General features: G+C 58.0%; 20 protein-coding genes. 5 read left to right on the forward strand and 15 right to left on the reverse strand.

What is annotated here, in order from left to right; genetic code table 11:
* Window positions 1-24 precede the first annotated feature (24 nt).
* The 7 genes from lpdA to sdhC form a co-directional block, all read right to left on the reverse strand.
* Window positions 25-1461 carry a dihydrolipoyl dehydrogenase gene (gene lpdA / locus KVG95_RS23010; protein ID WP_007898983.1) on the reverse strand — a complete coding sequence of 479 codons (1437 nt, stop codon included), beginning with the start codon at window positions 1459-1461 and terminating at the stop codon, window positions 25-27.
* A gap of 110 nt (window positions 1462-1571) precedes the next feature.
* Window positions 1572-2789: a 2-oxoglutarate dehydrogenase complex dihydrolipoyllysine-residue succinyltransferase gene (odhB, locus tag KVG95_RS23015; protein ID WP_007898985.1), complete on the reverse strand. Its 1218-nt coding sequence runs from the start codon at window positions 2787-2789 to the stop codon at window positions 1572-1574.
* A gap of 42 nt (window positions 2790-2831) precedes the next feature.
* Window positions 2832-5663, reverse strand: a complete 2832-nt coding sequence (locus tag KVG95_RS23020) for a 2-oxoglutarate dehydrogenase E1 component (RefSeq protein WP_007898987.1) — start codon at window positions 5661-5663, stop codon at window positions 2832-2834.
* A gap of 262 nt (window positions 5664-5925) precedes the next feature.
* Complete coding sequence (locus KVG95_RS23025; protein WP_007898989.1) at window positions 5926-6630, reverse strand: succinate dehydrogenase iron-sulfur subunit; 705 nt, start codon at window positions 6628-6630, stop codon at window positions 5926-5928.
* Between the two features lie 11 nt (window positions 6631-6641).
* Window positions 6642-8414: a succinate dehydrogenase flavoprotein subunit gene (sdhA, locus tag KVG95_RS23030; RefSeq protein ID WP_123720740.1), complete on the reverse strand. Its 1773-nt coding sequence runs from the start codon at window positions 8412-8414 to the stop codon at window positions 6642-6644.
* A gap of 3 nt (window positions 8415-8417) precedes the next feature.
* Entirely contained in the window at window positions 8418-8786 is a 369-nt protein-coding gene (gene sdhD / locus KVG95_RS23035) for a succinate dehydrogenase, hydrophobic membrane anchor protein (protein WP_052967227.1), read from the reverse strand.
* Complete coding sequence (sdhC, locus tag KVG95_RS23040; RefSeq protein WP_123360162.1) at window positions 8780-9154, reverse strand: succinate dehydrogenase, cytochrome b556 subunit; 375 nt, start codon at window positions 9152-9154, stop codon at window positions 8780-8782. The genes sdhD and sdhC overlap by 7 nt, the downstream gene beginning before the upstream one ends.
* Before the next feature lie 362 nt (window positions 9155-9516).
* On the opposite strand from sdhC, the gene gltA reads away from it, so the two are divergent.
* Window positions 9517-10806, forward strand: coding sequence for a citrate synthase (gene gltA / locus KVG95_RS23045; RefSeq protein WP_007898998.1), 1290 nt, complete (start codon window positions 9517-9519; stop codon window positions 10804-10806).
* A 1032-nt stretch (window positions 10807-11838) separates the two neighbouring features.
* Here the strand turns inward: gltA and KVG95_RS23050 are convergent.
* The 3 genes from KVG95_RS23050 to KVG95_RS23060 all read right to left on the reverse strand — a co-directional run bounded on the left by KVG95_RS23050 (window position 11839) and on the right by KVG95_RS23060 (window position 14862).
* Window positions 11839-13497 (reverse strand): cation acetate symporter, encoded by a 1659-nt coding sequence (locus KVG95_RS23050; RefSeq protein ID WP_217858075.1) that lies wholly within the window; start codon window positions 13495-13497, stop codon window positions 11839-11841.
* On the reverse strand, window positions 13494-13805 hold the full coding sequence (locus tag KVG95_RS23055; protein ID WP_007894282.1) for a DUF485 domain-containing protein: 312 nt from the start codon (window positions 13803-13805) through the stop codon (window positions 13494-13496). The genes KVG95_RS23050 and KVG95_RS23055 overlap by 4 nt, the downstream gene beginning before the upstream one ends.
* A gap of 205 nt (window positions 13806-14010) precedes the next feature.
* A complete protein-coding gene (locus tag KVG95_RS23060; RefSeq protein WP_217858076.1) occupies window positions 14011-14862 on the reverse strand; it encodes a glycine betaine ABC transporter substrate-binding protein in 852 nt (283 codons plus the stop codon).
* Between the two features lie 286 nt (window positions 14863-15148).
* Between KVG95_RS23060 and KVG95_RS23065 the strand changes: the two genes are divergently transcribed.
* Window positions 15149-16744 (forward strand): glycoside hydrolase family 17 protein, encoded by a 1596-nt coding sequence (locus KVG95_RS23065; RefSeq protein ID WP_217858077.1) that lies wholly within the window; start codon window positions 15149-15151, stop codon window positions 16742-16744.
* 113 nt (window positions 16745-16857) lie between these two features.
* On the opposite strand, the gene KVG95_RS23070 is transcribed toward KVG95_RS23065, so the two are convergent.
* On the reverse strand, window positions 16858-17226 hold the full coding sequence (locus KVG95_RS23070; RefSeq protein ID WP_217858078.1) for a hypothetical protein: 369 nt from the start codon (window positions 17224-17226) through the stop codon (window positions 16858-16860).
* A gap of 223 nt (window positions 17227-17449) precedes the next feature.
* On the opposite strand from KVG95_RS23070, the gene KVG95_RS23075 reads away from it, so the two are divergent.
* Window positions 17450-18748: a serine/threonine protein kinase gene (locus KVG95_RS23075; RefSeq protein WP_217858079.1), complete on the forward strand. Its 1299-nt coding sequence runs from the start codon at window positions 17450-17452 to the stop codon at window positions 18746-18748.
* Window positions 18741-19529, forward strand: coding sequence for an MlaA family lipoprotein (locus tag KVG95_RS23080; RefSeq protein ID WP_123720733.1), 789 nt, complete (start codon window positions 18741-18743; stop codon window positions 19527-19529). Before KVG95_RS23075 ends, KVG95_RS23080 begins: the two co-directional genes overlap by 8 nt.
* A gap of 176 nt (window positions 19530-19705) precedes the next feature.
* On the opposite strand, the gene KVG95_RS23085 is transcribed toward KVG95_RS23080, so the two are convergent.
* Window positions 19706-20620, reverse strand: a complete 915-nt coding sequence (locus KVG95_RS23085; RefSeq protein WP_217858080.1) for a DUF808 domain-containing protein — start codon at window positions 20618-20620, stop codon at window positions 19706-19708.
* Between the two features lie 134 nt (window positions 20621-20754).
* On the opposite strand from KVG95_RS23085, the gene KVG95_RS23090 reads away from it, so the two are divergent.
* Entirely contained in the window at window positions 20755-21363 is a 609-nt protein-coding gene (locus KVG95_RS23090; protein WP_008073046.1) for a TetR/AcrR family transcriptional regulator, read from the forward strand.
* 115 nt (window positions 21364-21478) lie between these two features.
* Here the strand turns inward: KVG95_RS23090 and KVG95_RS23095 are convergent, their stop codons facing one another.
* The 3 genes from KVG95_RS23095 to KVG95_RS23105 all read right to left on the reverse strand — a co-directional run bounded on the left by KVG95_RS23095 (window position 21479) and on the right by KVG95_RS23105 (window position 23781).
* Window positions 21479-22426 carry an IS110 family transposase gene (locus KVG95_RS23095; protein WP_217858081.1) on the reverse strand — a complete coding sequence of 316 codons (948 nt, stop codon included), beginning with the start codon at window positions 22424-22426 and terminating at the stop codon, window positions 21479-21481.
* A 242-nt stretch (window positions 22427-22668) separates the two neighbouring features.
* Window positions 22669-23127, reverse strand: coding sequence for an REP-associated tyrosine transposase (locus tag KVG95_RS23100; RefSeq protein ID WP_038979664.1), 459 nt, complete (start codon window positions 23125-23127; stop codon window positions 22669-22671).
* A 213-nt stretch (window positions 23128-23340) separates the two neighbouring features.
* Window positions 23341-23781, reverse strand: coding sequence for a GlcG/HbpS family heme-binding protein (locus KVG95_RS23105; protein WP_217858082.1), 441 nt, complete (start codon window positions 23779-23781; stop codon window positions 23341-23343).
* Between the last annotated feature and the right edge of the window lie 188 nt (window positions 23782-23969).

Raw genomic sequence — 23969 nt, forward strand, 5'->3', positions numbered from 1 at the left:
GTACCGCCGTGGTTTCTTATTGTCTTAACGCTTCTTGCGGTTGGCGATGTGGATGGCGCCGCCATTCACAGCCAAAGCTGCTTCGTGCAAGGCTTCAGACAGGGTCGGATGGGAGAAAACCATCATGCCCAGGTCTTCAGCGCTGGTGCCGAATTCCATACCGATCGCGCCCTGCTGAACCAGTTCTGCAGCGCTCGGGCCAATCACGTGGACGCCCAATACGCGGTCAGTCTTGGCATCAGCAATGACTTTCACGAAACCGCCGGTGTCGTTGGCTGCCATGGCACGGCCACTGGCTGCGAACGGGAAGGTGCCAACGTTAACTTCAACGCCTTCAGCCTTCAAGGTCTGCTCGGTTTTGCCGACCCACGCGATTTCCGGGTGAGTATAAATAACTGACGGGATCAAATCATAGTTCATCTGGGCTTTGTGGCCCTTGATGCGCTCAACGACCATGATGCCCTCTTCCGAGGCTTTGTGTGCCAGCATCATGCCGCGAACCACGTCACCGATGGCGTAAACGCCCGGTACGGTGGTGGCGCAGTGATCGTCAACGTGCACGAAACCGCGCTCGTCCAGGGTCACGCCGCAATCAGCAGCCAGCAGATCAGTGGTCACCGGACGGCGACCAACGGCTACGATCAGCTTGTCGAACGTGATGTTCTGTTCGCCGTTGGCATCGGTGTAGTTCACAACGACTTCGTCGCCGTTCACTTTGGAACCGGTAACGCGAGCGCCCAGCTTGATGTCCAGACCTTGTTTGGTCAGGGTTTTCAGCGCTTCCTTGGAAACGGCAGCGTCAGCGGCCATCAGGAAGGTGTCCAGCGCTTCGAGAACGGTAACTTCTGCGCCCAGACGGGACCAGACCGAACCCAGTTCCAGACCGATCACGCCAGCGCCAATCACGCCCAGACGTTTTGGAACCGATTGGAATTCCAGCGCGCCGGTGGAATCGACGATCACATTTTGGTCGACCGGAGCCGGTGGAATGTCGATCGGACGCGAACCTGGAGCCAGAATCACGTTCTCGGCTTCAATGATTTCTACCGAACCGTCAGGCTTGGTGACTTCGACTTTCTTGCCGGCCAGCAGTTTGCCGTGGCCCTGGATCGAGGTCACACCGTTAGCCTTGAACAGGGTCGCAACACCCGAGGTCAGGCCTTTGACGATGTTGGCTTTACGGCCGACCATTGCTGGCACGTCCATGGTCACGCCAGCGTGATTGATACCGTGGATCGCGAAACCATCTTGGGCTTCGTGGAACTTCCAGGAGCTGTCCAGCAGCGCCTTGGATGGAATGCAGCCGACGTTCAGGCAAGTACCGCCGAGGGCCAGTTTGCCTTCCTTGTCGGTGTATTTCTCGATGCAGGCAGTGGAGAGGCCCAGTTGCGCTGCTTTAATGGCAGCCACGTAGCCGCCAGGGCCCGCGCCAATCACTACCACGTCGAATTTCTGAGTCATGTGTCATTCCTTCTCGAATCAAACCGGACGGCCCCTTTTGGGGACCGTCGTGGGACGAAGCTGGTCATTACAGAAGAGCCGCTCATCGCTGAGCGGCCCGTGCAACGAAATCAGATATCCAGCAGCAAACGAGCCGGGTCTTCCAGCAGGTTCTTGATGGTAACCAGGAAGGTCACAGCTTCTTTGCCGTCGATCAAACGGTGATCGTAGGACAGAGCGAGGTACATCATCGGACGGATAACGACTTGACCGTTGATCGCCATAGGACGCTGCAGAATGTTGTGCATGCCCAGGATGGCCGCTTGTGGCGGGTTGACGATCGGGGTCGACATCATCGAACCGAAAGTACCACCGTTGGTGATGGTGAACGTACCACCGGTCATTTCGTCCATCGACAGCTTGCCGTCACGAGCCTTCTTGCCGAAGGTGGCGATGCCGCCTTCGATTTCAGCCAGGCTCATCAGTTCGGCGTTACGCAGAACCGGTACAACCAGACCGCGGTCGCTGGAAACAGCAACACCGACGTCAGCGTAGCCGTGGTAAACGATGTCGGCACCGTCGATCGACGCGTTGACAGCCGGGAAGCGTTTCAGCGCTTCGGTGGCAGCCTTGACGAAGAACGACATGAAGCCCAGGCGCACACCGTTATGGCTCTTCTCAAAGAGATCCTTGTACTTCGAACGCAACGCCATGACTTCGGTCATGTCGACTTCGTTGAAAGTGGTCAGCATTGCCATGTTCGATTGAGCTTCAACCAGACGCTTGGCAACGGTGGCCCGCACGCGGGTCATCGGTACGCGCTTCTCGATGCGATCGCCGGCAGCGAACACTGGAGCAGCAGCGGCAGGCGCAGCAGCCTTGGCAGGCGCGGCAGCCGGAGCGGCTTTCTTGGCGGCAACAGCTGCTACCACGTCTTCCTTGGTCACACGACCGCCTTTGCCAGTGCCGGCAACGGAAGCGATGTTGATGCCGTTTTCTTCAGCCAGCTTGCGAGCAGCCGGTGCAGCAACAGGATCGTCTTCGCCCGCTTCGGCAGGAGCAGCGGCAGCGGCAGCAGGTGCAGCAGCGGCGGCTGGAGCGGCAGCAGCACTGCCCTCACCGATGGAGCCCAGAACTTCGTCGGACAGAACGGTGTCGCCTTCGTTCTTGACGATAGCGCCCAGCACGCCGTCAGCGGTAGCCAACACTTCCAGTACGACTTTGTCAGTTTCGATGTCGACGATCAGTTCGTCACGCTTGACGGCGTCGCCCGGTTTTTTGTGCCAGGTGGCAACGGTGCCATCGGCAACCGATTCCGGGAAAGTGGGGGCTTTGATTTCGATAGCCATTATCTGTGGGTCCTTAAATTCGGTTTCAGGTGCGCGAAGGCGTTAAACAGTAAAGGCGTCTTGCAGCAGTTGTTCCTGCTGCTCAGCGTGCATCGATGCATAACCACAAGCAGGTGCAGCAGAAGCATCACGGCCCGCGTACTCGAGTACGAGAGACTTGTCGTGATTGCCAACGATGCGGCGCATGTGGTGTTGGCTGCAGTACCAGGCCCCCTGGTTCATCGGCTCTTCCTGACACCAAACGATATGTTTGAGGTTGGTGTACGGAGCCAGGACTTCGTTCAAGTCGTCCTCAGGGAATGGGTACAGCTGCTCGATACGCACGATGGCGATGTCATCACGACCTTCGGCACGGCGTTTTTCCAGCAGGTCGTAGTAGACCTTGCCGCTACACAGAACAACGCGCTCGACCTTTTTCGGGTCCAGGGCATCGATTTCCGGGATAACGGTCTGGAACGAACCTTCGGCCAGATCTTCCAGAGTCGAGATGGCCAGTTTGTGACGCAGCAGCGACTTCGGAGTCAGAACGATCAACGGCTTGCGCAGCGGGCGAATCACCTGACGACGCAGCAAGTGGTAGATCTGAGCCGGCGTAGTCGGAACGGCGACCTGAATATTGTGCTCGGCGCACAGCTGCAGGTAACGCTCCAGACGAGCCGAAGAGTGCTCTGGACCCTGACCTTCATAACCGTGCGGCAGCAGCATGGTCAGACCGCAGAGACGACCCCACTTGTGCTCGCCACTGGTGATGAACTGGTCGATAACCACTTGGGCACCGTTGGCGAAGTCGCCGAACTGGGCTTCCCAGATCACCAGCGCCTCAGGCGTGGTGGTCGAGTAACCGTATTCGAACGCCAGCACGGCTTCTTCGGACAGGAACGAATCGTACAGGTCGAAACGTGGCTGGCCCTTGTACAGGTTTTGCAGCGGGACGTAGGTACCCGCGTCTTTCTGGTTGTGCAAGACAGCGTGACGGTGCGAGAACGTACCGCGACCGATGTCCTGACCCGTCATGCGAATCGGGTGACCTTCGAACGCCAGGGTCGCGTACGCCATGGTTTCGGCGTAACCCCAGTTGATCGGCAGGCCGCCGGCTTGCATTTTCTGACGGTCTTCGTAGATTTTCGAGACTTGGCGCTGAACCACGAAGCCTTCTGGAATTTCCAGCAGCTTGGCGGACAGTTCCTGCAAGGTTTTCAGATCGAAGCGAGTGTCGTGACGCGCGGTCCAGGCGTGGCCCAGATACGGACGCCAGTCCACGAACAACTCTTTGTTCGGCTCTTTGACCAGGCTTTTTACAACATGCAGACCGTTGTCCAGCGCATTGCGGTATTCGTCGACTTTCGCCTGAACACGTTCTGCGTCCAGCACACCGCCCTGGGTCAGACGATCGGCATACAGCTCACGGGTGGTGCGCTGTTTGGTGATCTGCTGATACATGATTGGCTGGGTGCCGCTAGGCTCGTCGGCCTCGTTGTGGCCGCGACGACGGTAGCAGACCAGGTCGATCACCACGTCACGCTTGAACTGCATGCGGTAGTCGATGGCCAGCTGGGTCACGAACAACACGGCTTCCGGATCATCACCATTTACATGGAGGATCGGCGCCTGGATCATCTTCGCAACGTCGGTCGCGTACTCGGTGGAGCGCGAGTCCAGCGGGTTGCTGATGGTGAAACCGACCTGGTTGTTGATCACGATGTGCACGGTGCCGCCGGTCTTGAAACCGCGGGTCTGCGACATCTGGAAGGTTTCCATCACCACACCCTGACCGGCGAATGCCGCGTCACCGTGGATGGAGATCGGCAGAACCTTCTCGCCGGTAGGGTCGTTACGACGATCCTGACGGGCGCGAACCGAACCCTCGACCACCGGGGAAACGATTTCCAGGTGAGAAGGGTTGAACGCCATGGCCAGGTGAACTTCACCGCCGGTGGTCATCACGTTGGACGAGAAGCCCTGGTGATATTTAACGTCACCGGACCCCAGCTCGACCTTCTTCTTGCCTTCGAACTCGTCGAACAGCTCGCGCGGGTTCTTGCCGAAGGTATTGACCAGTACGTTCAGACGACCACGGTGGGCCATGCCGATCACGATTTCCTTGGTGCCGTAGGAACCGGAACGCTGGATCAGCTCGTCGAGCATCGGAATCAGGCTCTCGCCGCCTTCCAGACCGAAACGCTTGGTACCCGGGTATTTGGTCCCGAGGTATTTTTCCAGGCCTTCGCCGGCGGTGACGCGCTCAAGCAGGTGGCTCTTGATGTCGACGGAGTACGTCGGACGGCCGCGCACGCTTTCCAGACGCTGCTGGAACCACTGGCGCTGCTCGGAATCGGTGATATGCGTAAATTCAGCGCCGATGGTGCGGCAATATGTCTGCTGCAACGCTTCGTGAATTTCGCGTAGGCTCGCCTCCTCTTTGCCGATGAACAGGTCGCCGGCACGGAAGGTCGTATCAAGATCGGCATTGGTCAAGCCGTAATGATTGATTGACAGGTCTGCAGGTGCAGGACGCTGCCACAGCCCCAGCGGGTCAAGCTGGGCTGCCTGGTGGCCACGCATACGGTAGGCCTGGATCAATCGCAGCACTTCAACTTGCTTCTTCTCGTGCTCACTGCTCACGCTGCCGGCGGAAACCGGTTGGGCGCGGCGCTGGTTCTTTGCCAGCAAGACGAAATGATCGCGAATTGTGGAGTGCGAAACATCGGTGGCAGTGTTGCCATCAGCAGGCAACTTCTGGAAGTAGGTGCGCCACTCTTCTGGCACAGCGTTAGGGTCGTGCAGGTAGAGCTCGTAGAGCTCTTCCACATAGGCAGCGTTACTACCGGATAGGTAGGCGCTGTTCCACATGCGCTGCATCACGCTTTCTTGCATGCTTGGTCACCCTCGGTTAGGGGAACACCACCGGCGTCGACACCGAGAAAACTTGCAGAAGTCCGAATGCAGCGACTAAAACAAGCCACTTAGGATCACGCTGATAGTCCGGGTACCAGCCCGGATGCCCCTGCTTGTCTCATTTCTTCAAAATAAGAGCCGCAGCCTTATAAGCTGCTGCTCAGGTTAAAACTACGGCGCCGGTTGAAGCCTGCGCCGTAGCATCTACGGGTACAGCGGTCCTACGGGTACAGCAGCTGAATCACACGCCGCTTTGCAGCAGCATGTTACGAATGTGACCGATGGCCTTAGTCGGGTTCAGGCCTTTCGGACAAACGTTGACGCAGTTCATGATGCCCCGGCAGCGGAATACGCTGAACGGGTCATCCAGCGAAGCCAGACGCTCGGATGTCTTGTTGTCGCGGCTGTCTGCCAGGAAGCGATAGGCTTGCAGCAGAGCAGCCGGACCCAGGAACTTGTCCGGGTTCCACCAGAAGGACGGGCACGAAGTCGAGCAGCAAGCGCACAGGATGCACTCGTACAGACCATCGAGCTTTTCACGCTCTTCAGGAGACTGCAGACGCTCGATGGCCGGAGCCGGCGTGTCGTTCTGCAGGTATGGCTTAACCTTTTCGTATTGCTTGTAGAAGATGCTCATATCGACGACCAGGTCACGGATAACCGGCAAACCTGGCAACGGACGAACGATCAGCTTGTTACGTTTTACGACGGCAGACAGCGGCGTGATGCATGCCAGACCGTTCTTGCCGTTGATGTTCATGCCGTCGGAACCGCAAACACCTTCACGGCAAGAGCGACGATAGGAAAAACCTTCGTCCTGCTCTTTGATCAGGGCCAGCACGTCCAGCACCATCAGGTCTTTACCACCGGTATCAACCTGGAATTCCTGCATGAACGGCGCAGCGTCCTGATCAGGGTTGTAACGATAAACACTGACTTGCAACATGGCGGCCACCCTTAATAAGTCCGAATCTTAGGTTCAAAAGTCGGAACAGTCTTCGGCGAGAAGTTCACAGCACGCTTGGTCACGCGCTTGTCACCCGGGAAGTACAGGGTGTGGCACAGCCAGTTTTCGTCGTCACGGTCTTCGAAGTCTTCACGGGCGTGAGCACCGCGGGACTCTTTGCGCACCTCTGCAGCGATGGCAGTGGCTTCGGCCACTTCCAGCAGGTTCTGCAGTTCCAGCGCTTCGATACGCGCGGTGTTGAACGCCTGGCTCTTGTCGTTGATCTTGACGTTGGCGATACGGCCACGCAGATCAGCCAGCTGAGCAATACCCTTCTGCATGTATTCGCCGGTGCGGAACACACCGAAGTAGTTCTGCATGCAGTTTTGCAGTTCGCGACGCAGGGTTGCCACGTCTTCACCTTCGGTACGCTCGTTCAAAGCGGACAGACGTGCCAGGGCCGCGGTGATGTCAGCGTCGGTGGCCTCATCGTATTCGATACCGTCGGTCAGCGCTTTTTCCAGGTGCAGGCCGGCAGCGCGGCCGAATACCACCAGGTCGAGCAGCGAGTTGCCGCCCAGACGGTTGGCGCCGTGAACCGATACGCACGCCACTTCACCCACTGCGAACAGGCCAGGGATGATTTCGTCTACGCCTTCGTCGTTCTGGGTGATTGCCTGACCGTGAATGTTGGTCGGAACGCCGCCCATCATATAGTGGCAGGTCGGAACAACCGGAACCGGAGCAACAACAGGGTCAACGTGTGCGAAAGTCTTGGACAGTTCGCAGATGCCTGGCAGACGGCTGTGCAGCACTTCCTCGCCCAGGTGGTCGAGTTTGAGCATTACGTGGTCGCCATTCGGACCGCAACCGTTACCGGCAATGATTTCTTTAACCATCGAACGGGCAACAACGTCACGACCGGCAAGGTCTTTGGCGTTCGGAGCATAGCGCTCCATGAAACGCTCGCCGTGCTTGTTGATCAGGTAACCACCTTCACCACGGCAACCTTCAGTAACCAGAACACCGGCGCCGGCGATGCCGGTCGGGTGGAACTGCCACATTTCGATATCTTGTACCGGTACGCCGGCACGCAGCGCCATACCAACGCCGTCACCGGTGTTGATCAGGGCGTTGGTGGTCGAAGCGTAGATACGACCTGCACCGCCGGTGGCCAATACAGTGGCCTTGGCACGGATGTAGGTGGTTTCACCGGTTTCGATGCAGATGGCAATCACGCCGACGAATGCGCCTTCCTGGTTTTTCACCAGATCAACAGCGTAGTACTCGTTCAGGAACGTGGTGCCAGCTTTCAGGTTGCCCTGATAAAGGGTGTGCAGCAGCGCGTGACCGGTACGGTCGGAAGCGGCGCAGGTACGGGCGGCCTGGCCACCTTTACCGTAGTCCTTGGACTGACCACCGAACGGACGCTGATAGATACGACCTTGTTCGGTACGCGAGAACGGCATACCCATATGGTCCAACTCGTATACGGCGGCAGGACCTTCCTGACACATGTATTCGATAGCGTCCTGGTCACCGATATAGTCGGAACCCTTGACGGTATCGTACATGTGCCAGCGCCAGTCATCGTTCGGATCGGCAGACGCAATGGCGCAAGTGATGCCGCCCTGGGCCGACACGGTGTGCGAACGAGTCGGGAAAACCTTGGTGATCACGGCAGTCTTGTGACCACCCTGTGCCAGTTGCAGCGCTGCGCGCATGCCGGCACCGCCACCACCAATAATGATGGCGTCGAAAGAAATCGTTGGAATGTTAGCCATGGATCAGATACCCCAGAGAATCTGCACACCCCAGACGAAGTAAGCGAACATCGCAACGCCGCATACTGCCTGGAAAAGGAAACGTACTGCAGTCGCGGACTTGCCCAGCGCCATCGGCGTCAGGTAGTCAGTCGCGATGGTCCACATGCCGACCCAGGCGTGAGCGCCCAGGGCCACAAGGGCCAGCAGACTGAAGATACGCATCCAGTTGCTTGCGAACAGTTCGTGCCATTGGGTGTAGCCAATGCCAGGATTCGCAACGAGGTATCCGATCAGGAAGATGAAATAAGCCGCGAGAACGACCGCAGACACACGCTGTGCCATCCAGTCATAGAGGCCCGAACGCGACAGGTTCGTAACGCTGGTTACCATATCCAAACTCCCGCCAGAACGATCAACACCGCAGACACGGCGATAATGATTTGCGAGCCCAGCTTGCCGCCTTCCAGCGTCTCACCGATGCCCATATCCATAATCAAGTGGCGCACACCGGCTACCAGGTGATACAGAAGAGCGGACAGGAGGCCCCATGCTACGAACTTGGCCAGCGGACTGGTCAAGCATGCCTTCACGTCGGCAAAACCTTCCTCGGAACCCAGAGACTTGCCCAATGCATACAGCATGAAGCCAAGGCCCAGGAAGAGGATGATGCCGGAAACACGGTGAAGAAACGACGTAACGCCGGTGATGGGGAGTTTGATGGTCCTTAGGTCTAGGTTTACAGGTCGTTGGCTTTTCACGGCTTTTTTTCACACTGAAGAGCCCCTAACAATCAGGGCAAAGTTGTTGGGGAGTGCACTGGTCAGGTAACCACCACCCAGGGATGCGACCCCCAATAAAGCAGGCCCAAAAGCCCCTGGCGGTCGGTGGCCGAGTATAGACAGTTAGGCTACTAATGACAACGCGTTCGCCTTCCCCTAATAGCTGATTGCACAAGTGAGATAAAAGGCGTAAATGGCAGGCAATTTCGAGGAAAAAGTCCGGTTAAAGCCTTCTGGAGCAAGACTTTAGGCAAATTGACATTCGAATTTATCTCACTATAGTGGTGCGGGCCCTGCGTGGGGGGTCTGTCTGATGATTTCAAGCATAAATAGGAGGCCACATGGCTGACAAAAAAGCGCAGTTGATCATCGAGGGCGCAGCCCCCGTCGAGCTGCCCATTTTAACCGGCACCGTTGGTCCCGATGTTATCGACGTTCGGGGCCTGACGGCCACGGGCCGTTTCACCTTTGACCCTGGTTTCATGTCGACTGCCTCGTGCGAGTCGAAGATCACCTACATCGACGGCGACAACGGCATTCTGCTGCACCGCGGCTACCCGATCGAACAGCTGGCTGAAAAGTCGGACTACCTGGAAACCTGCTATCTGCTGCTCAACGGCGAATTGCCGACCGCAGAACAGAAGGCCCAGTTCGTAGGCACCGTGAAGAACCACACCATGGTTCACGAGCAATTGAAGACCTTCTTCAACGGCTTCCGTCGCGACGCCCACCCGATGGCCGTCATGTGCGGCGTAGTTGGCGCCCTCTCGGCCTTCTACCACGACTCCCTCGACATCAATAACCCGCAGCATCGCGAAATCTCCGCGATCCGCCTGGTTGCCAAGATGCCGACCCTGGCCGCAATGGTTTACAAGTACTCCATGGGCCAACCCATGATGTACCCGCGCAACGACCTGTCGTACGCGGAAAACTTCCTGCACATGATGTTCAACACCCCGTGCGAGATCAAACCGATCAGCCCGGTACTCGCCAAGGCCATGGACCGGATCTTCATCCTCCATGCCGACCACGAGCAGAACGCATCGACTTCTACCGTACGTCTGGCCGGTTCGTCGGGTGCCAACCCGTTCGCCTGTATCGCCGCCGGTATCGCTGCACTGTGGGGCCCTGCCCACGGCGGTGCGAACGAAGCCGTTCTGACCATGCTTGACGAGATTGGCGATGTTTCGAACATCGACAAGTACATCGCCAAGGCCAAGGACAAGAACGATCCGTTCAAATTGATGGGCTTCGGTCACCGGGTTTACAAAAACCGCGACCCACGCGCCACCGTCATGAAGCAAACCTGCGACGAAGTACTGAAAGAGCTGGGCATCACCAACGATCCGCAACTCGAACTGGCCATGCGCCTGGAAGAGATCGCCCTGACCGATCCGTACTTCATCGAGCGTTCGCTGTACCCGAACGTCGACTTTTACTCGGGGATTATCCTCAAGGCGATCGGCATTCCGACCAGCATGTTCACCGTGATCTTCGCGCTGGCGCGGACCGTCGGCTGGATTTCCCACTGGAAAGAAATGCTCTCCAGCCCGTACAAGATCGGCCGCCCGCGCCAGTTGTACACCGGCTACGAGTCGCGTGATATCACCAAGCTGGAAGACCGCGAATAAGACCTGTCTTGCGATAATGTCTTGAGCTGTACCGGGAACGGCCTCTATTGGATAGGGGCCGTTTTTGTTTGTGCCTGACGTTGAATGACGCGGCGGCCTGAGGGCCGACCGGGCTCTATGGTTGTGTCCATATCCGTTTCTTCGGTTGCGCCGGCTGGCGGTTCCGCTCTTACAGCGGGTCACTTTCGAAAAGCGCGAAAGTAACCAAAGCGCTTCTGCCCCTGTCGTTCGGTGCCTCGCCTAGGCTCGGCATACCCTCGCTCCGGTCCTGCTCCGTGGGCCCGCCGCCATCGGCCATCCATGGCCGGGGGCGGCTAACCCGGCATCCATGCCGGGTTGCCCACTGCGCAGAACCTCCACTCGGCCTCTCGAGGGGGCGGTGCGTCAACATCAAAAGCTGCAGGCGAGCTAACGCTCGGCCTGTTGAGTGGTGAAAAGCAGAGCGGATATGCTCTGATTTTGGATGTGCTCTGATTTTTTGTGGGAGCTGGCTTGTCGGGTCGCCGCATCGCTGCGATGGCGCCTGTCAGCCGACCAATTTTCCCCGGATGTACCCAGTCCAACTGTGGGAGCGGGCTTGCTCGCGAAGCTGTTGATCTTGCCGTTGCTTTGGCTTTGGCTTTTGATCTTGATCGTGATCTGTTGCCCCTTTCCCAGAGGCCGAACGCAGGTATTGCGCAGGGGGCACCGCGGCAAGGATGCCTCGGTAGCCGCCCCCGGCCATGGATGGCCGATGGCGGCGGGCCCCCGGAGCAATGCCTTCGTTATGGCATGCCGAGCCTAGGCGAGGCACCGAATGGAGGGGCAAAGCCTTTTGGTTCCTTTTCGGCGTTTGGAAAAGGGACTCGCTGTAAGAGCGAAACCGCCAGCCGGCGTTACCGCAGAAACGGATATGTACACCATCAAAGAGCACGGTCGGCTATCAGGCCGCCTTCGCGAGCAAGCCGAACAGAGTGCGATAACCGCCCAATAAAAAATGCCCCGATCTCTCGACCGGGGCATTCGTTTTAGCGCGGCTTATATATAGAAGCCTTAGTGCGAAACCGCCCCACTCGCCCCCAACCCGGTCTGCGAACGAACAAACTGCGGGAAGAACAGCGCCCGCTCGTTCACGCCCTCGGCGGACTTGTCAGTGATCGAGAAGAACCAGATCCCGACAAACGCAATGGCCATAGAGAACAGCGCCGGGTATTCATACGGGAAGATCGCCTTCTCGTGACCGAGGATCTGCACCCAGATGGTTGGCCCCAGCACCATCAAGCCAACAGCACTGACCAGACCCAGCCAGCCGCCGATCATCGCACCGCGAGTCGTCAGCTTCTTCCAGTACATCGAAAGCAGCAGCACCGGGAAGTTGCAGCTCGCCGCGATGGAGAACGCCAGGCCCACCATGAACGCGATGTTCTGCTTCTCGAACAGAATGCCCAGGCCGATCGCCAGCACCGCCAGAGCGATGGTGGTGATTTTAGAGACGCGGATCTCGTCCTTCTCGTTGGCCTTGCCCTTCTTGATCACACTGGCATACAGGTCATGAGACACCGCCGATGCGCCGGCCAGGGTCAGACCAGCTACCACCGCCAGGATGGTTGCGAACGCCACCGCCGAGATGAAGCCCAGGAAGATACTGCCCCCGACCGCGTTGGCCAGGTGCACCGCCGCCATGTTGTTGCCGCCCAATAGCGCGCCGGCCGCATCTTTGAAGGCCGGGTTGGTGCTGACCAGCAGGATCGCGCCGAAGCCGATGATGAAGGTCAGGATGTAGAAGTAGCCAATGAAGCCGGTTGCATACAGCACGCTTTTACGTGCTTCTTTAGCGTCGCTCACGGTGAAGAAGCGCATCAGGATGTGCGGCAGGCCAGCGGTACCGAACATCAGCGCCAGACCAAGGGAGAACGCCGAGATCGGATCTTTCACCAAGCCGCCCGGGCTCATGATCGCTTCACCTTTAGGGTGAACCTTGATCGCCTCGGAGAACAGCGCGTTGAAGTCGAAGTTGACGTGTTTCATTACCATCAGCGCCATGAACGAGGCACCGGACAGCAACAGCACCGCCTTGATGATCTGCACCCAGGTAGTCGCCAGCATGCCGCCGAACAGCACGTACAGGCACATCAGGATACCGACCAGGATCACCGCAACGTGATAGTCGAGACCGAACAGCAGCTGAATCAGTTTGCCGGCACCCACCATTTGCGCGATCAGGTAGAACGCCACCACCACCAGCGAACCGCAAGCGGACAGCGAGCGAATCTGGGTTTGCCCCAGGCGGTAGGACGCCACGTCGGCAAAGGTGTACTTGCCCAGGTTGCGCAGGCGCTCGGCGATCAGGAACAGAATGATCGGCCAGCCCACCAGGAAGCCGATCGAGTAGATCAGGCCGTCGTAGCCCGAGGTGAACACCAGGGCGGAAATACCCAGGAAGGACGCCGCGGACATGTAGTCACCGGCAATCGCCAGACCGTTCTGGAAACCGGTGATCTTGCCGCCCGCCGCATAGTAGTCGGCGGCCGAGTTGTTTTTCTTGGAAGCCCAGTAAGTGATATATAAAGTCGCGCCGACGAACGCCACGAACATCAGGATCGCCGCGACGTTCAGGGGTTGTTTGGTCACTGCACCGGTCAAGGCGTCAGCCGCCCAGGCGCCAGGTGCAAAAGCTGCGATGCTCAATAGAGCCATTAGACGCCGGATCATTGCTGAGCCTCCTTGAGAATCGCATTGTTCAAGTCGTCGAATTCGCCATTGGCGCGTCGCACGTAGATGCCCGTCAGGATAAAGGCCGAAACGATCAGCCCGACTCCGATCGGAATGCCCCAGGTAATCGAAGACTCGGGGCTGATTTTCGCGCCCAGAATATGCGGCCCGTAAGCAATCAAAAGGATGAATCCGGAGTACAGCCCAAGCATGATCGCTGAAAGAATCCAGGCGAATCGTTCTCTCTTGCTGACCAGCTCTTTGAAGCGCGAGCTGTTTTGAATCGAGAGGTAAATGCTGTCGTTCATTGTTTTTATCCTCGCAGCACAGATTTAGTTGGAACGGTATCCACTCTATGCGGCTGCCGGACAGGTTCCAGACGACCTTAGTATTAGAACGACATGACAGAGTCGCCATTTTTCAGCATGCATTAAACATATAAAAAAGCAAAAGGCCCCTTGGCATATATGCCAAGGGGCCTTGAGAGATACTGACTAGACGCTTCAGGTCAAATCATTTGGTCCAGTCGGCAACGCGGTCCGGGTGTTTGGCAATCCAGTCTTTCGCTGCGGCTTCAGGCTTGGCGCCCTCCTGAATAGCCAACATGACCTCGCCGATTTCGTCTTTCGACGCCCACTGGAAGTTCTTCAGGAACTTCGCAACTTCAGGTGCTTTGGCATCCAGGCCTTTGCTACCGATGCTGTTCACGGTTTCAGCCGCGCCATAAACGCCTTTCGGGTCGTCCAGGAAGCGCAGTTTCCACTTGGCGAACATCCAGTGCGGCACCCAACCGGTGACGGCAATGGATTCGTTTTTCTTCTCGGCACGGGTCAGCTCGGCAATCATACCGGCGCCGGAACTGGCCTTGAGGGTGTAGCCGTCCAGGCCATAGTCCTTGATCGCCTGCTCGGACTTGAGCATCACGCCTGAACCGGCGTCGATGCCGACGATACGGTTTTTGAAGCTGTCGTCGGTTTTCAGATCGGCAATAGACTTGGCCTTGACGTACTCCGGCACGATCAGGCCGATTTTCGCATCCTTGAAGTTCGGGCCGTAATCGACGACCTGATCCTTGTTCTTGGTCCAGTATTCACCGTGGGTCACGGGCAGCCACGCCGACAGCATGGCGTCGAGTTTGCCAGTGGCCACACCCTGCCACATGATCCCGGTGGCAACCGCTTGCAGCTTCACGTCATAACCGAGTTTCTGCCTGATCACTTCTGCGGCCACGTTGGTCGTGGCGACGCTGTCCGACCAGCCGTCTACATAACCGATCGTCACTGCCTTGCCTTCAGCACTGGCCACTGTAGAACTGATCGCCAGCACCAAAGCGGCACCTGCGCCCAAGAGTCGTCGCATCTTCATCGTTACTTCCCCGAAAGTGCTGCGCTCGACGGATGCCGAGCCGCTCAACGTATTGTTATGGTGCACAGCGCCCCCATCACGCCTCACTGCAAACTCGTTCAAACATCAGCGGAGTACTGACGATTGGATGATCAACCTGACGCCCACGATGACCTGCTCTGCCAGCGACCTCAAGGCATCGAGAAACGACATCAGAAGGCCATTAATTGCAACCGTCGCAACTCCATCCGCCACCCCGCCCGAACTTTGCATGTCAAAATTATGCAGGCCACCAAGCGCGGGACAAATGCAGGTAACATGCGCGGCTTTGTTCCCAGACGGCCTGACCATGCCCGTGACATCCCGCTTTCCTTTTTTTGCTTATTTATTCGCCTGCCTGCTGGGGCTTTTTGCCCTCGGTGGCTTCTGGTATGGACTCGGCAAACCGGTGATCCTGCCGGACGTGGCCAGCGCGACGCACAAGCTGCAATGCGCCTCCTACACCCCGTTCGATAAAGACCAATCGCCGTTCGATGTGCCGTTCAAACTGCGCCCCGAGCGCATGGACGCCGACCTCGCACTACTGGCAACCCGCTTCGAATGCATCCGCACTTATTCCATGACCGGCCTCGAGGCCCTGCCCGACCTGGCACGCAAGCACGGCTTGAAGCTGATGATCGGCGCCTGGGTCAACAGCAACCCGGTGGACACCGCCAAGGAGGTCGACCTGCTGATCGCCTCGGCCAATGCCAACGCCGATGTCGTGACCTCAGTGATCGTAGGTAACGAAACCCTGCTGCGCAAGGAAGTCACCGGCGCACAGTTGGCAACGCTGATTAACAAGGTCAAAAGTCAGGTCAAACAACCGGTGACCTACGCCGACGTCTGGGAATTCTGGCTCAAGCACCCGGAAATCGCCCCGGCAGTAGACTTCCTGACCATCCATTTGCTGCCGTACTGGGAAGACGATCCGTCGAACATCGACGCCGCGCTGCAGCATGTGGCCGAAGTGCGTCAGGTGTTCGGCAACAAATTTGCGCCCAAAGACGTGATGATTGGCGAGACCGGCTGGCCGAGCGAAGGCCGTCAGCGCGAAACCGCCCTGCCGAGCCGGGTCAATGAAGCCAAGTTCATTCGCAGCTTTGTGATCATGGCCGAGCAGCAAGGCTGGCATTACAACCTGATCGAGGCTTTCGACCAGCCCTGGAAACGCGCCAGCGAAGGTGCGGTCGGAGGTTATTGGGGACTGTTCGACGCCGATCGCCAAGATAAGGGCGTACTCGCCGGACCAGTCTCGAACGTACCGTACTGGTCGCAATGGCTGGCGGTGGGTGGCTTGATCTTCATCGGCACGCTGATTCTCGGCGGTCGCGTTCGCAGTACCCGCGCGGCGTTGGTTCTGCCACTGCTCGGTGCGTTGGCGGCCTGTTCGATTGGCGCCTGGGGCGATCTGGCCCGTGTCACCACCCGGTTTGCCAGTGAATGGCTGTGGGTCGCCTTGCTGACAGGGTTGAATCTGTTGGTGCTGGCGCATGCCGCGCTGACCTTGAGCGCTCGCACCGGCTGGCGTGAACGCGCCTTCAATGCACTGGAACGTCGCGCCGGCTGGTGGCTGGCAGCGGCAGGTTTTGCCGCAGCGGTGATGATGCTGGAGCTGGTGTTCGACCCGCGTTATCGCAGCTTCCCGAGTGTCGCGTTCATCCTGCCGGCGCTGGTGTACCTGTGCCGTCCGGTGAACGTACCGCGTCGGGAAATCGCCGTGCTGACCTTCATTATCGGTGCCGGTATTGCGCCGCAACTGTATCAAGAAGGTTTGCAAAACCAGCAGGCCTGGGGTTGGGCGCTGGTGAGTGTGTTGATGGTGGCAGCGTTGTGGCGCAGCTTGCGGGTTCGCAAGGGCTGATTTTCAGCGCGCCTGCTGGCCTCTTCGCGAGCAAGCCCGCTCCCACATTCGATCGCATCTAACATGAGAATGCGGTCAACTGTGGGAGCGGGCTTGCTCGCGAAGGCTGACTATCAGGCGCTGCGAGAAGCCCGGACCAGACGCAAAGCAGCAATCACCACCGCAAACACCGCCAACGTCGTGTTGTACAACGCCAGCGCCGGAAACCCGAATACCAGCGCCAGCACCGCCAACCACCACCCCGCTCGCCCCGGCAGCACAAAACCGATAACGGCTGCGGCCAATGCCGTCCAGCCCAGCACCTTGAAATGAATCATCAGGCCCAGGTTCGAACGAATCTGGCATTCCCAACGACTGGCCTCATCAACGCAAATGCCGACCCATTGAGCGTCCTCCATGAAGCCATAACGCGCGCCATAACTGGCGGCCAGCCATAACGGCAGAAGAACGAGCAACAGGATCACGGGCAGACGGCGGGACATGCAACACTCCAATAAACGAAATCGGCGGCCAGCTTAATCCCCCGCCCGCGGTAAGCAAGTGACATCAACAGATAACTGTTCATGAAATAGCTGCAAAGTGTATCGTCCAGCTACCGTTGCTCCGAAATCAGGCCTGTTTGGTGTCCATCATGGCACTTTGGCGCAAATCCTGTGGTCATAGCCTGCGAACTTCACCCGGCACCTTCCTCTAAGGGATCTAGTCATGCTCCGTTCCTTGCGCTGCGCCGCCCTGTTTGGCGGCTTGTTTTTAAGTGCGTCCGCACTGGCGGCCGACATTGATGCCGCCAGTTACGGCTACCCCCTGACCAACCCGTTCGAGGCGACCATCGCCACGACACCGCCGGAGTTACGCCCGGAATTACCGCTGGACGACGACATCAATCAGGAAGATCGCAGCGTCACGATGCGCCCCGAGCGTGAATTCAGCCTGCCGGACAACTTCTGGCCGGTGAAGCAACTCACCTACCGCATCGCCACGCAAGATCAAGCGGCACCGTTGATCTTCCTGATTTCCGGCACCGGTGCACGCTATGACAGCACCCTCAACGAGTACCTGAAAAAGCTCTATTACAAAGCGGGCTATCACGTGGTGCAGCTGTCGTCGCCGACCAGCTTCGACTTCATGACCGCTGCTTCGCGTTTCGCTACCCCCGGTGTGACCAAGGAAGATGCCGAAGACATGTACCGCGTGATGCAGGCCGTGCGGGCGCAAAACCCGAAACTGCCGGTCACCGACTATTACCTGAGTGGCTATAGCCTCGGTGCCCTGGATGCAGCCTTTGTGGCGCACCTGGATGAAACCCGTCGCAGCTTCAATTTCAAGAAAGTCTTGCTGCTCAACCCGCCGGTCAACCTTTACACCTCGATCACCAACCTGGACAAGCTGGTACAAACAGAGGTGAAAGGCATCAACAACAGCACCACCTTCTATGAGCTGGTGCTGGACAAACTGACCCGCTACTTCCAGCAGAAAGGCTACATCGACCTCAACGATGCCCTGCTCTATGACTTCCAGCAGTCCAAGCAGCACTTGAGCAACGAGCAGATGGCCATGCTGATCGGCACTTCGTTCCGTTTCTCGGCGGCCGACATCGCCTTCACCTCAGACCTGATCAACCGCCGTGGCCTGATCACACCACCGAAATACCCGATCACCGAAGGCACCACCCTCACGCCGTTCCTCAAACGTGCGCTGCAATGCGACTTCGACTGCTACCTGACCGAACAGGTCATTCCGATGTGGCGCGCCCGCACCGATGGCGGCAGCCTGCTGCAACTGATCGATCAGGTCAGCCTGTATGCACTCAAGGATTATCTGCATGACAGTCCGAAAATCGCCGTCATGCACAATGCCGATGATGTGATCCTCGGCCCTGGCGACCTGGGGTTTCTGCGCCGGACCTTCGGCGACCGTTTGACTGTTTATCCATTGGGCGGCCATTGCGGCAACCTCAACTATCGCGTCAACAGTGACGCAATGCTGGAGTTTTTCCGTGGCTAAATACCCCCTGCTGATCGCAGCGTTACTCTGTGCAGGCGTGGCCAACGCCGACAACAGCAAAGCCAATGCACCTGTGGTGGTCGATAGTGACGGCTTCAAGGAACCGCTGAGCAAACTCAAGTTCAACCCGGGGCTGGATCAGCGCGAGTTCGAACGCTCGACGCTCAACGCGCTGAACGTCTATGACCCGCTGGAAGAGTGGAACCGCCGCGTCTACCACTTCAACTACCGTTTCGACCAATGGGTGTTCCTGCCCGTGGTCAATGGCTATCGCTACATCACCCCAAGTTTCCTGCGCACCGGCGTCAGTAACTTCTTCAACAACGTCGGCGATGTACCGAACCTGGTGAACAGCCTGCTGCAATTCAAGGGTCAGCGCTCGATGGAAACCACCGCGCGCCTGCTGCTCAACACCACCATCGGTGTCGCCGGTCTGTGGGATCCAGCCACCTCCATGGGGCTGCCGCGCCAGAGCGAAGACTTTGGTCAGACATTGGGCTTCTACGGCGTACCAGGCGGCGCCTACTTCGTGCTGCCGATCCTCGGCCCGTCGAACCTGCGTGACACCGCAGGCCTGGTGGTGGATTACACCGGCGAATCGGCGATCAACTTCCTGAACGTGGCCGAAGTCAGCTCCAACCACCCGGAAGTCTGGGCACTGCGCGCCGTCGATAAGCGCTATCAGAACAGCTTCCGCTATGGTCAGCTGAATACGCCGTTCGAATATGAAAAAGTGCGTTACGTGTACACCGAGTCGCGCAAGCTGCAGGTTGCCGAGTAATTCCGACGGCAACAAAAAAGGCCATTCGATTTGCGTCGAATGGCCTTTTTTATGTGCGGCGTCTCAAACACCACCAATCAACTGTGGGAGCGAGCCTGCTCGCGATGAGGTCATCACATTCACCATCAATGTTGACCTGCTAGACCGCTATCGCGAGCAGGCTCGCTCCCACAGGTTCAGGCCTTTACCGTTTTCCAAACCTTGCTGACAGCCATCACCCCAACCAACACCGCCGCACCCGCCACAATCCCGGCCACCGCGTTCAGCAATGTCGGCACGATAAACCCGGCCCCACCAGCACCCGCGCTGACACTCTCGATCCAGTGATGAATCACCGGCACGCCGTGGGTCAGAATCCCGCCGCCGACCAAAAACATCGCCGCGGTGCCAATCACCGACAGGCTTTTCATCATGTACGGCGCCGCACGCAGAATCCCGCCGCCGATGCTTTTGGCCATCTGGCCGGGCTTCAGCGCCAGCCACTGACCGAGGTCGTCGAGTTTGACGATGCCGGCCACCAGGCCGTATACGCCGATGGTCATGACGATGGCGATGCCCGAGAGCACGATCACTTGCTGGGTCAGCGAAGCGTCTGCCACGGTGCCCAGGGTGATGGCGATAATTTCCGCCGAGAGGATGAAGTCGGTACGGATCGCACCTTTGATCTTGTCCTTCTCGAACGCCACCAGATCGACCGCCGGGTTGGCCACAGCCTCGACCAGTTCTGCGTGTTCAGCCTGATCTTCAGCTTTGCTGTGCAGGAATTTGTGCGCGAGTTTCTCGAAACCTTCGAAGCACAGGTAAGCGCCACCGACCATCAACAACGGCGTGACCAGCCACGGAATGAACGCACTGATGGCCAACGCCGACGGCACCAGGATCAGCTTGTTGAGGAACGAGCCCTTGGCAACCGCCCACACCACAGGGATTTCCCGCTCGGCACGCACGCCGGAAACCTGCTGGGCGTTGAGCGCCAGATCGTCGCCAAGCACGCCGGCGGTTTTCTTCGCGGCCATTTTGGTCATCAACGCCACATCGTCCAGTACGGTGGCGATGTCGTCGATCAGCACCAGCAAACTGCTTCCTGCCATGAATCAGGTTTCCTTCTTGAATGAATGGTGCGCAGCATAGCGCGACCCGAGGCCAGACGGGGCATTCTTGAGCGCCGCGCGAGGCCGGTGCTACCATGCGCAACCGCCAGAACAGGCAAGGAACTCCTTGGTTTATGAGCACCATCCGCGAGCGCAACAAAGAACTGATCCTGCGTGCCGCCAGTGAAGAATTTGCCGACAAGGGCTTCGCTGCGACCAAAACCAGTGACATCGCGGCCAAGGCCGGGCTGCCCAAGCCTAACGTCTACTACTACTTCAAATCCAAGGAAAATCTCTACCGCGAGGTCCTGGAAAGCATTATCGAGCCGATCCTGCAGGCCTCGACGCCGTTCAACGCCGACGGCGTGCCCAGCGAAGTACTGAGCGGCTACATTCGCTCGAAAATCCGCATCTCCCGTGACCTGCCCTTCGCCTCCAAGGTGTTCGCCAGCGAAATCATGCACGGCGCCCCGCACCTGAGCCCCGACCTGGTCGAGCAGCTCAACGGCCAGGCCAGGCACAACATCGACTGCATCCAGACCTGGATCGACCGCGGCCAGATCGCCCCGATCGACCCCAACCACCTGATGTTCAGCATCTGGGCCGCCACCCAGACCTACGCCGACTTCGACTGGCAGATCTCTGCGGTTACCGGTAAAGCCAAACTGGATGAGGCCGACTATGAAGCGGCGGCGCAGACGATTATCCGGTTGGTGCTTAAGGGGTGTGAGCTGGACCGGTAGACCGCGGTGCGGCCTTCGCGAGCAAGCCCGCTCCCACATTGGATCTACTGCGTACACAAAATCGGTGAACCAACCGAGATCAACTGTGGGAGATTCTATGGTTGAAGGGAAGCCCTCAACCAGCTTTGGGTTGATATTCGCTCTGTCCTTTCAGTAGAGCGAATACGATCCGAGCAAGCTTGCGAGCCAGTATCACCAGCGCCTGAGTGGTGCTGAAACCTCGAGCTCTTTGCTCTTCATAAAAGCCTTTCCAGGCTGGCGTACGGCTGGCCGACATAGCTGCATTGTGCAGAAGCCGGCGAGCTTCCGGGTCACCTCGCTTGGTCAAGCTCCGGCGCCCGTCTTTTTGCCCTGACTTCGCCACCCGCAAATCCATTCCCAGAAAGGCAATAAAGGCATCTGCGTTTCTGAAGTCGCCCCGCTGAAACGCCGTGAGCAAGCGGGCTCCGGTCAGAAATCCAATGCCTTCAACTTTCAGGCAACGCTTCAACTGACCGAGCAAACCGGCTTCTTTCAGATGATCATTAATCGTCTTTTCGACCAGCGTTTCAAGCTGCTGCATGGCTTTCACTTGCGCGGCGAAAGCAGATTTCAGCAGCGGTTCATTCGCCCAACTTTGCACCAGGCCGACCCGCGCCTGAACCAAGGCTGCGCGACGACGAAAAAGGCTCAAGAGCTGGCGGTACAGCGGTGATGGCGGGGTCCAAGGATGAAGATCATCACCTTCGTTCTTCAGATAGCGGGCGAGCAGTCTGGCATCCAACGCATCGGTTTTGGCGCGGATATTCACCCCTTTTCGGTAATGGCTGAGTTCATAGCCACCCACCATGTAAATCACGCAGCCAGCCTCATAGGCCAGATCGGCGAACTCCAGGTGATAGATATTGGTCGACTCAATGGCTACCGCGACTGTCCCCGACAAGGCTTTCAACCACTGCTTGATGGCAGCCTTGTTGTTGGGAATCTCTTCAAGCAGGTCAAGTTCGGCGTGATAGATCACCAGTTCGTTCTTGGCGACATCCACGCCTACGATTGGCTTTGTGACAGAAACCGGCATTGCCATTGGATTTCCTCCGGGATATGTTTTGAGCACTTGAAGGGCTCACCCAGAGGCGCAGGCTTGTTCCTATCGTCGGTCCTAGCCAGATGCATTCTTTATCGGCGCTTGGGTGAAAGGAGGAGGGGCGAAATCTCCCACGGATCTGTACTGCGTCAACAGTCAGAATCGGGCTTTGTCCCTCCTCCTCCCTTCAAGTCCTACCATACAAGCGGGCTTGCTCGCGAATGGGGCAACTCGGTTCCCTATCAAACCCAAATGGCATCCCACAACGGATAGTCACCCAACTTCTCAACCAGTCCCGCCCGCAATGGGTTGGCAACGACATACCGTGCCACTCTTACCAAACTCTCCTCTTGCCGCAGCGCATGATCATGAAAACTCTGCTGCCAAAGACTGCCTGTCCGTCCACTCGCCGAATTGATTGATCGAGTGCTCAAGGATTTCGCCTGGCACATCAACTGCCCCAGCGATCCCTTTTGCAATTGAACAAGCCAATGAAAATGATCGGGCATGACAACCCAGGCCAATGAATCGGCAAAACCCTCGCTCTGTGCTTGCTTGAATTGATGTACGACCATCCTGCCCAAGGTGTAATCCTTGAAAACAGGCTCCCGCCCAAGGGTATTGGCCGTCAGTAGGTAGATGCGGTTTTGCTCTGCATAGCGACCAATGCGCAGGCGATGTGATGCTGACAGTTCAGGCATTCCTTTGCCCCTTCATGGATGAAATCATGAAAAGGCTAGATCAGCGAATACCGGATAGTGGGGCAGACTTTTAGCTGGATGTGTCTGGAACATCGCCTTCGCGAGCAAGCCCGCTCCCACCGTTGATCTGCGGTGTTCACACAATTTGTGTCTACCGACGATCAGTGTGGGAGCGGGCTTGCTCGCGAAAGCGGTAGATCAGTCACCGAATAATCAAGCGGTCACCCCCGCATCCGCCCTCAACCCCTGCGCCTCGATCGCCCTGATCGCACACTGCTCATCAACATCAGACAAATCACCGCTGATGCCCACCGCCCCCAACACACTCCCATCCTGATCCCGAATCAACACGCCGCCCGGTACCGGGACGACGCTGCCTTGCCCCAGGCTATTCAGCGCGGCGAAGAAAGCCGGGCGTTGCTGGGCGTCTTGGGCCAGCAGGCGTGAGCCTTTGCCCAAGGCGATCGCGCCCCAGGCTTTGCCAATGGCGATCTGCGGGCGCAGCAGGCTCGCGCCGTCTTCGCGTTGCAGCGTTATCAAGTGCCCACCGGCGTCCAGCACGGCAACGGTCAAGGGCGCGGCAGAGATTGCACGACCTGCGGAGAGGGCCTGAGTGGCCAGATTGACTGCGACGTTCAAGGTTAAAGCGCTCATGGTGCCGTCCTCATTTTGTTATTGGGAAAGCCGTTGGATTGCTTTCTGTTGCGCAATCCGATGCAACAAATAGAACACAATGAATTATTTTTTTGTATACAATAATTTTCAAAAAGCGCCACATGCGACGAAAAGCCACAGTCCTTCGGGCTTCCGACGAATGAAACAGCTGCTTGAGAAAATGGATT

Origin of the sequence: Pseudomonas farris, assembly GCF_019145235.1 — a bacterium.
GTDB lineage: Bacteria > Pseudomonadota > Gammaproteobacteria > Pseudomonadales > Pseudomonadaceae > Aquipseudomonas > Aquipseudomonas farris.